Source organism: Streptomyces sp. NEAU-174, from assembly GCF_052665095.1.
In genome coordinates, this window is record NZ_JBQTCE010000008.1 from 287,443 (window position 1) to 300,280 (window position 12,838).

A 12,838-nucleotide genomic window follows, 5' to 3' on the forward strand; every position below is an offset into this window, starting at 1 on the left:
CCCCTCGTCGGCCCTGGTGGGTGTTTCCGGTACGCCCGCCGCTGCCGCAGGTCAGGCGTTGGGGCGTTGGCCGTCGGCGGCGGCCTGGGCCATGGCCTCCAGCTGGGCCAGCATCGGCATGGGGTCGGTGCCGACCGTGCCCGGGAGGAAGTCGGCGATCTTCTCCGGGGTCCAGCCGCCCTCGGCGTATCCGGCGCGCAGTTCACGGGGCTGGGCCCAGACCGCGATCTTGGGGCCCGCGATCGTATAGACCTGCCCGGTGATCCGCTCCGCGCGGGCGCGTTCGCTCAGCAGATAGACGACCAGGGCCGCCACGTCCTCCGGCTCGCCGATCTCCTTGAGCTCCATCGGTACGTTGGCGGACATCCGGGTGCGGGCGACCGGAGCGACACAGTTCGCCGTGACGCCGTACTTGTGGAGCCCCAGCGCGGCGCTGCGCATCAGGGAGATGATCCCGCCCTTGGCGGAGGCGTAGTTGGCCTGGGCGACGCTGCCCTGGTGGTTGCCGCTGGTGAAGCCGATCAGGGTGCCGGAGCGCTGGCGGCGCATCACCGCCGACGCCGCCCGGAAGACGGTGAAGGTGCCCTTGAGATGGGTGGCGACGACCGGGTCCCACTCCTCCTCGGACATGTTGAACAGCATCCGCTCGCGCAGAATCCCGGCGACGCAGACGACGCCGTCCAGCCGTCCGTACCGCTCCAGCGCGGTGTCCACGATCCGCTGACCACCGGCCATGGTCGAGATGTCATCGGCGACCGCGACCGCCTCGCCGCCCGCTGCCGCGATCTCCTTGACCACGGCCTCGGCGACCTCACTGCTCGGTTCGCCGCCCTCGATCGAGACCCCGTAGTCGTTGACGACGACCTGTGCCCCCTCGGCCGCGCAGGCGAGGGCCACCGCTCGTCCGATACCGCGTCCGGCCCCGGTGACGGCGACCACCTTGCCGTCCAAGAAGTTGCCCACGTCGCATCCCCTCCCGGAGTTTCTGACGGTCCGTTAGATTTTTGAGCAGACGCGGCCCGAGTACAAGCCCCCGCACACAAACGTCGACCGGGAACGCCGAAGGAGACGCCATGACGCTGCCAGCCGAGTTCCACGAGATCGCCAAGCGCGTCAACAACTGGGGCCGCTGGGGGACGGCGGACGAGATCGGCACGCTCAACCTGATCACCGACGCCGTGGTCCGGGAAGCCGCCGCGACGATACGGACCGGCCGTCGCGTGCCGCTCGCGGTACCGCTGCGGCAGGACGGCATCCAGACCGGAATGATCCCCGGGCGGGTCAACCCGCTGCATACGATGATCGCGGTCAACTTCGAGATGTTCGGCCCGGGCACGGTGGCGACCAGCGACGACGCCGTGACGATGGGGCTCCAGGCCGGTACCCACTGGGACGGGCTGACCCATGTCTCGCACTCCGGCAAGCTCTACAACGGCCGCCCCGCCGACTCCATCACCCCCCATGACCGCGCCGCGTTCAGCGGTATCGACAAGGCCGGACCCCTCGCCTCGCGCGGGGTGCTGCTCGATGTGGCCCGGGCCCGGGGTGCCGAACGGCTGCCCGAGGGGCATGTGATCACCCCCGAAGACCTCGACGCCGCCGAGGAGCTGGCCGGGACAAGGGTGCGCTCCGGCGATATCGCGCTCGTCCGCACCGGGCAGATCCAGCGGTATCTGGCGGGCGAGAAGGAGGCGTACGCGTTCCCCTCGCCTGGGCTGTCCCTGCGCACGCCCGAGTGGTTCCACGCCCGCGATGTGGCGGCGGTCGCCAATGACACCCTGACCTTCGAGGCGTTCCCACCGGAAATCGAGGACCTCTGGATGCCGGTCCACGCCCTCGACCTGGTCGAGATGGGCATGCTCCAGGGCCAGAACTGGAATCTGGAGGAACTCTCCGAAGCCTGCGCCGAAGAGGGGCGCTACGTCTTTCTGCTGTCGGCCCCGCCGGAGCCGTTCGTCGGCGGCACGGGCGCACCCGTCGCACCCGTCGCGATCCTCTGACGGCTTGCCGCCGCCCATGACCTGACGTCTCCGATGCCCGTGGAGGGGACGGCGGGCCGGTCTCTTTCGGGTGGCGGTGCGCTCATGCGCGCCCCGAGCACGGCATCACGCACCGCCACCCGGCTCCCGACGCTGAGCCCTGTTTCAGCAGCGGGGGCGCGACCCGCACTCGCCAAGGAACGTCCCTGTGAACACACGGTCCACACAGACACCACAGCCCTCGGCGTCCCCTCGCGACGAATCGCTGATCCTAGAGTGATCAACCGAACACGTCACGTCAACACCTGGTCTGGACTTTGCCTGATTCGCCCCATGTGTGACGGTGCATGGGAGGCAGCTCGCTTCTTGGAGAGCGGCTCCTCGCCCTTGGTTCGGTCGATTTCACACCAGATCCGCTTCCCGGAGCCCTCCGGCTGCCAGCCCCAGCGGTCGGCGAGACCGTCGACCAGCTCCAGACCGCGCCCATGAGTGTCCCCCTCATCGGCGCAGCGCTGGCGCGGAGCGCGGTCACTGGCGTCGGCGACCTCGACCCGGACCGTGCCCACACCGGCACCCCGGCTCGGGAACGGACCCGGCGTCCCGCCCCCGGCACCGCCAACGCTCCCGCTCCCGCCGCCCATCGTCTGAGCGGGGAAGAGCATCCGCAGCACGGCCGGACAGCCGGTGTGCACCACGGCGTTGGTGACGAGTTCGGAAATGAGCAGAATCAACGTCTCGGCGAGTGGCTCATCGGCTCCGATCCCGGATCCGACAAGCCGCGAACGAGCCCATCGACGGGCACGGCTCACCTCCGCCGGGTCGGGCCTGACCTCCATCTGCGCCTGAAGCACCTGCACCGCTCACACCATCCGAACCGGCAGACACATCGCCTTGCACCTCCAAGAGGTCACGGACCGTGACACTCCCCCAGCCACCGCTGGGAGGTAACCCCGTGCGCGACAGCATGGTTGACGTACAGTCACCCCAACAAGCGCTTCGGTCATATTCCAGCGCCAAGGAGTATGCGTGGGGCATACTGTGCGACACGCGCCCTGAGGACTCGAACATCGAGGCTGGGGCGTCGCATACCCCGGGCGAGCGGGGCACGTCGTCATGCCCGGAATCGCCCCATGGGCAACGCCGGGCTTCTCGCACCCCATAAGCGCTCGCACCCCACGGAGAGTACCCGAGCCCGGGCCCGACTCCACCCTGTGACGAGTCACGCCTAGGAAACAACCTGGTATCAACGCTCGGTCACCTCGGAAGCTCTGGGGATCTCCCCAGAGAATGCGACATCCCAACAATTCAGGCGTATCCATCGAGCCCGGCTACAAACATGTTTCAACGGTCGACACGAGCCCGGCCGCCAGTTCCTCCTCCCCCTCCGCCGCGGACTGCCACTGACCTGCCCGCACCCAGGCCCGCTTGAGATGGAGGTGGACATCCGCCTCCCAGGTGAAGCCCATCCCGCCATGAACTTGCAGACAATCGCGGGCATTGTGGACAGCGGCCTCATCGGCGAGCAACTTGGCCGCCGCGATGTCACCCGGGTCTTCTGTGACCGCCGCGGCATACACCACACTTCTGGCTGATTCGGCACGAACCAGCATCTGAGCGCACAGATGCTGTACGGCCTGGAAGGCTCCGATCGGTCGGCCGAACTGGGTGCGGTGCTTGGCGTGGTCCACCGCGAGCTCGACCGTACGGGAGGCGCTGCCCAGCTGTTGGGCCGCGGTCAGCAGCGCCGCCTCGCGGCGCAGCCGGGCAGCGAGCCCCGAACGGCCCGGCCCCGCCTGGTCCGTCCGGTCGGCCTGGACCGTCCGGTCCGCCTGGTGCGCTTGGCCAGGCCGGTCCGCCTGGCCCGCCTGGTCCAGCCGGGTCCGGCTCGGGGTTGTCCGGTGCAGCGGGGTCGCCGGGTCGACGGAGCGCATCGGCGCCGCCGAACGCGCCGCCTCCTCTGCCGGAATCACCTCCACCGCCGTCGGCCCCAGCGCCAGCACCACATCGGCGGAGGCCAGATGCTCGACCGGCGCACCGCCCTCGTCCAGCGCCGTCACCACCGTCTCGCCCCGGGCCGCGCCCGCCGCCAAGGACCCCGAAAGCCCCGCCGCCAGCTCCGTCGCGACCAGCGGCCCCGGCAGCAGCGCACGGCCCGCCTCCTCGAAGGCCAGCACCACCTCCGGCAGTCCCAGCCCCACCCCGCCCGCCGACTCCGGTACCCGCAGCGCGAACAGGCCCGCCGCGCCCAGCTCCCGCCACAGCGCCCGGTCCAGCCCCCCGCCTCGCGCCGCACCGCCGTCACCCCGCGCCGCACCGCCGTCGCCCCGCTCCGCGTCCCCGTCCACCACCGCCCGCAGCCGGGTGCGCGGAAAGCGCCGCTCCAGCAGTTCGCGCATCCCCGTCCGCAGCGCCCGCTGGTCGTCCGTGAGCTGGAAGTCCACGCCCCGCTCACCGTCCCTTCGGCAGGCCGAGGATCCGCTCGGCCACGATGTTCCGCTGGATCTGCGAGGTCCCCGCCGCGATGGTGTACGAGAGCGAGGAGAGCCGGTCGGCGACCCACTCCTGACCGGCGTCCAGCGCGTCCGGCCCCAGCACCTCGGCGGCCGCGTCGTACAGCTCCTGCCGCACCTGCGAGTAGCGCAGTTTGAAGACCGAGCCGCCGACGCCCGGCACTCCGCCGGTGCGCTGCGCCTCGCTCACATTCCACTGGGTGAGCCGCCACAGCGCCGCGCACTCCGCCGCGAGCCGCCCCAACCGGCGCCGTAGCACCGCGTCGTCCCAGCGCCCGTTGGCCCGCGCAGTCCTGGCCAGCGCCTCCAGCACCCGTTTGCAGGCGACCACCTCGCCCACGAAGGCCGTACCGCGTTCGAAGGAGAGGGTCACCATGGTCACCCGCCAGCCGTCGTTCTCCTCCCCGACCCGGTGGCCGACCGGCACCCGTACCTCGTCCAGGAACACCTCGGCGAACTCCGCCGTCCCGGCGAGGGTTCGCAGCGGCCGCACCGTCACCCCGGGCGCGTCCATCGGCATCGCAAGCCACGTGATGCCCCGGTGCTTCGGCGTGTCGGCGTTTACCGGCGCGGTGCGCACCAATAGTTCGCACCAGTCGGCGATCTCGGCGTGCGAGGTCCAGATCTTGCTTCCGCTGATGACGTACTCATCGCCGTCCCGCACCGCCCGGGTGCGCAGCGACGCCAGGTCGGATCCGGCGTCCGGTTCGGAGAACCCCTGGCACCAGACCTCGTCCCCGCGCAGGATCGGCGGCAGCCAGCGCGCCCGCTGCTCGGGGGTGCCCTCGGCGGCGATGGTGGGGCCCGCGTGCAGCAGTCCGACGAATCCCGCGCCCACATAGGGCGCACCGGCACGCTCGGTCTCCTCCAGGAAGATCAGATGCTGGGTGGGCGTCGCGCCCCGGCCGCCCGCGTCCTCGGGCCAGTGGAGTCCGGCGTAGCCCGCGTCATGCAGCATGCGCTGCCAGCCGCAGTCATAGGCGCGGCGGCCGGGCCAGTCGGCCGGGTGCGGGCGGTCCGGCAGTTTGGGCAGGACCTCGGCGAGCCAGGCGCGCAGCCGGTGCCGGAAGCCCTCCTCGTCCTCCGTATAGGTGAGATCCATCAGCGGCCGACCTCCGTTTCTGATGGTCCGTCAGACAAGGTGGGCTTCCGCAGGCTAGTCCGCGCCCCCTGGACCGACAAGCCACACGCCCTTACGCTTCCAGCACTATCTGATGGGTCGTCAGCTACCGTCCCACGGGAGGCCGGGATGACCGAGGCCGGGATGACCGACATCGCGCATGAGCTCGGCGGTTCGGCGACGCTGTGGGAGCTGCTCGAGCGCCGCGCCGCCCTCACCCCCGACGCCCCCGTCCTGTTCCAGGCCGCCGCCTCCGCCCGCCATGACCGGCGGCTGACCTTCGGCGCCCTGCGTACCCGCGCCGAGCGGACCGCCGCCGGGCTGTACCGGCTGGGGATACGCCCCGGCAGCCGCGTCGCCTGGCAGCTGCCCACCCGGATCGAGACGGTCGTGCTGACCATGGCGCTCGCCCGGCTCGGCGCCGTACAGACCCCGCTCATCCCGTACTACCGCGACCGCGAGGTGCGGTTCGCGCTCCGCGCGTCCGGGGCGCGGTTCTTCGCCGTGCCCGGCCGGTGGCGCGGCTTCGACCACACCGCGATGGCGCGCCGCCTCGCCGCCGAACTGCCCGAGCCGCCGATGGTCTTCGAGGCGTACGACACGCTGCCGGTCGCCGACCCCAAGGCGTCGCGGCTGCCGCCACCGCCCACCGACGGACGGGCCGTCCGCTGGATCTACTGGACCTCGGGCACCACCTCCGACCCCAAGGGCGTGCTGCACACCGACCGCAGCCTCATCGCCGCCGGTGCCTGCCTCGCCCACGCGCTGCGGCTCGGCCCGGACGACGTCGGGTCCATGGCCTTCCCGTACGCCCATGTCGCGGGGCCCGACTACACCGTGATGCTGCTGCTCTACGGCTTCCCGGCCGTGCTGCTCGAGCACTTCTCGCTGCCGGAGTCGCTGCCCGCGTACCGGCGGCACGGGGTGACGGTCGCGGGCGGCAGCACCGCCTTCTACTCGATGTTCCTGGCCGAGCAGCGCAAGGACCCCTCGCGCCGGCTCATCCCCACCCTGCGGCTCCTCGCGGGCGGCGGCGCGCCCAAACCGCCCGGGCTCTACTACGAGGTCGTACGGGAGCTGGGCTGCACCCTCACCCACGGCTACGGGATGACCGAAGTCCCCATGATCACCATGGGGGCGCCGGACGACACGGACGAGAACCTCGCCACCACCGAGGGCCGGCCACCCAAGGAGATGGAGATCCGGGTGGTGGACGGTCAGGTGCGGCTGCGCGGTGAGGCGGTCTGCGCCGGATATCTGGACGAGGCCGAGACCCGTAAGGCGTTCGACGCGGACGGCTTCTTCCTCACTGGCGATCTCGGCCACCTTACGGAGAGCGGCCATCTGGTGCTGACCGGCCGCGTCAAGGACATCATCATCCGTAAGGGCGAGAACATCTCGGCCAAGGAGATCGAGCAGCTGCTGTACCAGCACCCGGATGTGGGCGATGTGGCGGTGATCGGCCTGCCCGACCCGGACCGGGGCGAGCTGGTCTGCGCCGTCGTGGAGCAGCCGGCCGGAGCGGAGGCGCTGACGCTGGGCCAGGTCGTGTCGTATCTGCGGGAGGCCGGGCTGTCGGTGCACAAGCTGCCGGAGCGGCTTGAGGTGGTGGACGCCTTGCCGCGGAACGAGACGCTGCGGAAGGTGCTGAAATACCGGCTGCGGGAGCGGTTCGCGGGGGGCGCCGCCTAGGGGCGTGGGCTCCGGTGGATTGTGGCGCCTGCGGCGGGCTGCTCCCCTCCCCGCCCCTTCCCACAACTGGGGCTCCGCCCCAGACCCCGCTCCTCAAGCGCCGGAGGGGCTGGATGGCCCAGCTACCGCTGGGAGGTGCCCCCAGGAGGGGCTGGAAGGCGGGGCTTCGCCCCAGACCCCGTGGAGCCTTAGCCGTTGGTCGTGCTGTATGTGGCCGTGGCCTGGTCGAAGTACTGGTTGACCGCCCGGCGCTCATCGGACGGGCCGATGACCAGGACCACGTGGTAGCGGCCGTCGATCAGCATCGCGAGGTTGCGCGCGTACACATTCCGCCCGCTGCTGTCGCGCCAGGTGAACGCGCCCTCCGCCATCGCCGTACGGCCGACGTCGATCCGCCGCAGCCCGGAGGACGAGGCCCAGGAGGAGCCGCGGAAGGCGGACAGTTCTGCCTCGCGGTCCTGCTGGTACGCCATCGGGTCGCCGCCGAACTCGGACATCTTGTCCCGCCCGGCCACGACCACCAGCTCGAAGTCGCCGCCGATGTAGCGGATCTGGCCGCGGCCGTTCTCGCCCCGGCGGGTCCAGCCCTCGTGGACGGCGACCTTGAAGCCCTTGGGGTCCTTACGGACCGCGTAGCCCTTCGCCAGCCCGGCCGGGTCGGTGGACTGCGGCTCCTGGTCGCCGGAGTCGGAGGGGTCGGCGGAGTCGGAGGGCTTTCCGGCCTCCCCTTCGGCGCCGTCGCCCTTGTCGCCGTTCGCGGGGTCGTGCGGCGCCGCGCTGGGCGCACCGGCCGAGCCCGTACGCTCCTGGCCGCCGTCGTCCTTGGAGCGCGGCATGAACATCATCGCGTAGAGCACCGCGGCCGCCAGCCCCAGCAGGATCAGGAGCAGCAGCATCCGCCCCAGTCTGCGCGGCTTGCGCTGGGTGGGGGGCGCCGGAGGTGCCTGCCGGGTCTCCCGGGGCTCTCTCCGCTCCCGCTTCTCGCGCTTGTCCCGCCGGTGCCGCGCATGGCCCACCGGCGCGTCGGCCGCCGCGGCCGGGCGGCGGCCCCTGCCCCGGCCCCTGCGCACCAGCCAGCCCCGCCTGCGGACGATCGGCAGCCGCCGGGGGTCGGACGCGCCACCGGAGCCGAGCGAGGGCACCGTGACCGTGCTGATGCCGACGTCCGGCTCGGGCGCCGACCGGATCAGGGACCGCAGCCAGCCGCGCAGCTCCTCGAAGTCCGGGCGCTCGGTGGGGTCCTGGCGCATCAGCGACTCGACGACGGGGCGCAGCGGACCGCACTCCTCCGCGTACGCGGGCGCCTCCCCACAGACCATCTGCACCAGCTCGGCGGCGCTCTCCTCCGGGTACGGGGCATGGCCCTGCACCGCGCGGAACAGCAGTGCGCCGAGCGCCCACAGATCGGCGGCCGGGCCGACCGGGGGCGCCAGCCGCCAGTTCTCATGGACCGGGCCCGCCTGCTCGGGCGCCCACCGCTCGGTGACGGCGCCGACCACGACGATACGGGCCTGGCGGGCGCGTTCGGCGGCGAGCGCGGTGGCGGGGCCGCCGCCGGTGGCTCCGCCGGAGTCCCAGGAGCCGCCCTCGGGGGCGGACGGGCCTTCCGAGGCGGACGGTTGGGCGCTCTCCGCGGCCTCCGGCCGACCGGGCCAGCGGGCGCCGCCGGTCACCGGCTCCGGGTCGGGCTCGGGTGCGGGGGCGGGCGTCGGGGCGGGCTCGGGGGCGTGCGGGGAGCGGGGGGCCGCGTCGACGTTGGCCCGTGCGGCGGCGCGCGCGCCCGCCGCGTAGGCGGCGATGGCGCTGGCCCGCGCCGCTCGCGCGGCCGCGTTCGGCGCATCGGCGGCGGCGCCGCCCCGTTCGCCCTCCCGGTCCCCTGGCTGTCCCTGCTGTCCCTGCTGTCCCGGCTGCCCGGCCCGTCGCGGCCCGGGCAGTCCACCGGCGGCCGCCTGGTCCCGGTAAGGCGCCATGGGCCCACCAGCCCCCGGACCGAACGTCACTTGATCCCGGTACACCGGGCCACCAGGGCGGGACCTCACCGGACCACCGACGCCCGCGCCCGCGCCCGCGCCCGGGCCAGCGCCCGCCGAACCGCCCGCGTCCGGACCCGCCGAACCGCCCGCACCAGGCCCCGGACTCGCCTCCATCGCCCCGTGGTCGCCGTAAGGCGACCGTGGCTCGGGCAGGCCCGGCGATGTGCCCTGGCCGCCGTGTTCCCGACCGTCGGCGTCGGGCCAGGCCGCGCCCGCGGATTCGTCGGGCCACGCTGCGCCCGCGGGGTCGTCCGGCCGCGCCGCGCCCGCCGGTTCATGGCCACCGTAAGGGCGGCCCGGCGGCCGGAAGCCTCCCGCGGCGCCCTGGTCGTGGTAGCGCGGTCCGCCGTGCGGCCGCGCCTCGCCGCCCTCGGCCGTACGGGCCCCGGGGATGGCGGCGCGCCCTTCGTCCCCTCGCTCGGCCAGGCCTCGCTCCACCGGACCCCGCTCGGCCGGACCCCGCACGGCCGGGTCCGGGTGGTCGCCGGAACCCACCGGGCCCGGGGGCAGGGATGCCGGGGCGTCAGCCGACGGCCCATCCTCGGAGGCGGAGTCGGAGTCGGAGTAAGAGCCAGAATCGAAGTCGAAGTCAGAGTCAGAGGCGGACACGGCGGGCGAGGTCGCGGGCGCCGGAACGGGGTCGTAGCCGCACAGCGCCTCCTCCGCCGCACCCGCCGCCAGCCCGGTGAGCATCGCGCGCCCGTCGTCGCACAACAGCACCGTACGGGCGGTGATGTTCCGGTGGACCCAGCCGTGGGCGTGCAGGGCGCGCAGCGCCGTAAGGATGTCGTTGGCGACCTCGGCGGCGCGGTGCGGGGACAGCGTGCCCTCCGCCAGCAGCGCGGCCAGCGGGCGGCCGGAGACCAGTTCGCTGACGATCCACAGGCTTCCGGCCTCCGCGAAGACATGGAAGACCTGGCCGAGCCGGGGATGGTCGGGGATCTGCGCGGCGGACGTCGCCGCGGCGATGGCGCGCTGGACGGCCGGGTCACCGCCGCCCCGGGCCGTACGCCCGGCACCGGCGAACGTGCCGTTCCGCCCCGACGGTCCGCCGCCACCGCCCCACCGCGCGCCGTCGTCGACGACTTCCGCCTCGACGACCTCGGGCAGCGGTATCTGCCGCAGATGGACTTCCTGTCCGCTGTAGGTGTCGAAGGCGCGGGTCTCGACGAGTTCGTACTCGTCGGCGGGCGGCAGGGGCAGGCGATAGCGGTCGGCCAGCACCCGGCCCGCGTACTCCTCCACGACGCCTCCCCAAGCGCGCGACCAGCGCCGCCCTCTCAGCGGTCAGCGCAGCCTGAAACCCTTCAAATATGGTCGTTTTGGCGGGTTCCTGCGGCTGCGCACAGTCTAGGGCCTCTCACGATACGTGCCCGAACGACGCTTCGCCGACAGGAGTGTTCAGTCCGTAATCTTGAACGTGTCGAAGGCGGTCTGCCGGAGGGTGGCGCACTCCTTGTCGTCCCACTTGCTCGCCTCGCAGGTGATCAGTATGGCGAAGCCATGGCTGCCGTCCGCCTTGAAGCCGCGGTTGAGCACCCGGACCCGCTTGCCGTCCTGGTCGCGCTCGAACTCCCAGTCCGCGACGGTCGGATAGCCCCGCCAGTCCACCGACTTGATGCCGAGGCCCTTGTAGCCGGACATGGTGCGGCGGGCGTTCTCCTCGCCCTTGCGCCAGTCCGCCTCCGCGTCGGACTTCGGCGCGTTGGTGAAGTCGATCTGAATACGCGGAATGCTGGACCCGCCGTAGTACTTACGGCTTCCGGAATAGCTTCCGGGGTGGACCGACCAGCCCTCCGGCATGGCCATGCTGAACGGGAAGTCGGAGCTCTTGACGGTCTTGTAGCCGTCGGGCAGGCCGCCCTTACCGCCGTCACCCTTGCCCTTACCGCCGTTGTCGCCGCTTTCGCCGCCCTTGCCCGAGTTGTCGTCCGACCCCTTGGAGGCGTCCGGCTGGCCGCTCTGCTTGCCGCCGGAAGACCCGGCCTTCGGCGACTCGCCCGCCGACTGGCCGGACTTGTCGGTGTCCTTGCCCTGGTCCTCCTTGGAGCCGCCCGAGGACCCGGCGGAGGCGGACTTGTCGCCGCCGGAGGAGCCCTTGGCCTTGTCGCCGCCGTCCCCGCCGCCGTTCAGGACGACGGCGAGCACGGTGACCACGATGGCGAGCACCACGGCCACCGCGATGATGATCAGCGTGCGCTTGGGGACCACATCGGTGATCGAGGCGCGCGGCGGCAGGGCAGGCCGCGGGCCGGGCGCGGCCTCGGGCGTCGCGGCGTCCGACGCGGAGCTCGCCGCTCCGGAGCCCGCCGATCCGGACTTCGCACCCGACTTCGCGCCCGACGCCGAAGCCGACGCCGACTCCGGCTCCGCCTTGCTCTCGTCCCCCGACTTCTTCGCGGCCGCGGCGGCGGCCGCGTTGCGCACCGACTTCAGCGCGCCGCGCCTGCGCTCCGCGGCGGCCGTCTCCTTGGCCTCGGCGGCGGCCTCGTCCTCCTTCGACGGGGCGGGCGGCAGGCTCATCGTGCGGGTCGCGTCGGCGGGGGCCTTGGTGACCTCGGGCCCGTTCACCACGTGCTCCAGCAGCGCCCGCGCCCCGGCGTCGTCGAGCCGCCGGTCCGGGTCCTTGGTGAGCAGGCCGTAGATGACCTCCTCCAGCGGGCCCGCGTTCTTCGGCGGCTCCACCGGCTCGGTCATCACGGCCGTCAGGGTCGCTATGGCCGTGCTCTTGTCGTACGGCGGCACGCCCTCCACCGCCGCGTACAGCAGCCCGCCCAGCGACCACAGGTCGGCCGGCGGGCCGGGCTTGTGGCCGCGGGCCCGCTCGGGGGAGATGTAGGAGGGCGCGCCGACGAGCATGCCGGTCGAGGTCACCGACGGGTCGCCCTCGACCTGGGCGATGCCGAAGTCGGTGAGGACGACCCGGCCGTCGTCCGAGATCAGCACGTTGGAGGGCTTCACATCGCGGTGCAGGATGCCCGCCTGGTGGGCGGCGCGCAGCACATCGAGGACGGCGAGCCCGACCTCGGCGGCGCGCTTGGGGGTCAGCGGGCCGTCGTCGCGGACGACGTCGGCGAGGGAGCGGCCCTCGATGAGCTCCATGACGATCCACGGGCGGTCGTCCTCGTCGACCACGTCGTAGACGGTGACGGCGCCGTTGCTGCGGATCCGGGCGATCGCCTTCGCCTCGCGCAGCGTACGGGTGATGAGCCGTCTCTTCTCGTCCTCCTCCACGCTGGACGGGAAGCGCAGCTCCTTGACCGCGACCGTACGGCCGAGGGTCTGATCACTCGCACGCCAGACCGTGCCCATGCCGCCCTGACCGAGAATCTCCCCGAGCCGGTACCGCCCGGCGAGGAGGCGCCCAGTCGAACCCTGCGTCTTCTCAGCCTCCGACATGCGACCCCTCTGCAAATCTACCCACCCTGAACCCACCCTGGGAGAGCGTCCATTGTCTCTCATCCGCGGACCCGGAACCGCCCCGGGTCCGGGGCGCGGCGTGGC

Annotated in this window: 8 protein-coding genes; 2 read left to right on the forward strand and 6 right to left on the reverse strand. The window is 72.6% G+C overall.

Features of this window, described 5'->3' with window-relative positions:
• Nucleotides 1-51: 51 nt before the first annotated feature.
• The gene (locus tag ACT2CW_RS24525) at nt 52-963 is read right to left on the reverse strand and encodes an SDR family NAD(P)-dependent oxidoreductase (RefSeq protein WP_037953014.1); all 912 of its coding nucleotides are present in this window, start codon (nt 961-963) and stop codon (nt 52-54) included.
• Nucleotides 964-1,073: 110 nt separating this feature from the next.
• Between ACT2CW_RS24525 and ACT2CW_RS24530 the strand changes: the two genes are divergently transcribed.
• Complete coding sequence (locus ACT2CW_RS24530) at nt 1,074-2,000, forward strand: cyclase family protein (protein WP_445518291.1); 927 nt, start codon at nt 1,074-1,076, stop codon at nt 1,998-2,000.
• Between the two features lie 272 nt (nt 2,001-2,272).
• On the opposite strand, the gene ACT2CW_RS24535 is transcribed toward ACT2CW_RS24530, so the two are convergent.
• From ACT2CW_RS24535 to ACT2CW_RS24545, 3 genes are all read right to left on the reverse strand, one after another.
• Nucleotides 2,273-2,836 carry an ATP-binding protein gene (locus tag ACT2CW_RS24535; protein WP_445518292.1) on the reverse strand — a complete coding sequence of 188 codons (564 nt, stop codon included), beginning with the start codon at nt 2,834-2,836 and terminating at the stop codon, nt 2,273-2,275.
• Nucleotides 2,837-3,307: 471 nt separating this feature from the next.
• Nucleotides 3,308-4,420, reverse strand: a complete 1,113-nt coding sequence (locus ACT2CW_RS24540) for an acyl-CoA dehydrogenase family protein (protein WP_445518293.1) — start codon at nt 4,418-4,420, stop codon at nt 3,308-3,310.
• A gap of 7 nt (nt 4,421-4,427) precedes the next feature.
• Nucleotides 4,428-5,591, reverse strand: a complete 1,164-nt coding sequence (locus ACT2CW_RS24545) for an acyl-CoA dehydrogenase family protein (RefSeq protein ID WP_445518294.1) — start codon at nt 5,589-5,591, stop codon at nt 4,428-4,430.
• Between the two features lie 162 nt (nt 5,592-5,753).
• On the opposite strand from ACT2CW_RS24545, the gene ACT2CW_RS24550 reads away from it, so the two are divergent.
• On the forward strand, nt 5,754-7,301 hold the full coding sequence (locus tag ACT2CW_RS24550; RefSeq protein WP_445518412.1) for an AMP-binding protein: 1,548 nt from the start codon (nt 5,754-5,756) through the stop codon (nt 7,299-7,301).
• Nucleotides 7,302-7,489: 188 nt separating this feature from the next.
• Here ACT2CW_RS24550 and ACT2CW_RS24555 read toward each other — a convergent pair whose 3' ends face one another.
• Complete coding sequence (locus ACT2CW_RS24555; RefSeq protein ID WP_445518295.1) at nt 7,490-10,579, reverse strand: protein kinase domain-containing protein; 3,090 nt, start codon at nt 10,577-10,579, stop codon at nt 7,490-7,492.
• Between the two features lie 156 nt (nt 10,580-10,735).
• Nucleotides 10,736-12,733 (reverse strand): serine/threonine-protein kinase, encoded by a 1,998-nt coding sequence (locus ACT2CW_RS24560; RefSeq protein ID WP_445518296.1) that lies wholly within the window; start codon nt 12,731-12,733, stop codon nt 10,736-10,738.
• Between the last annotated feature and the right edge of the window lie 105 nt (nt 12,734-12,838).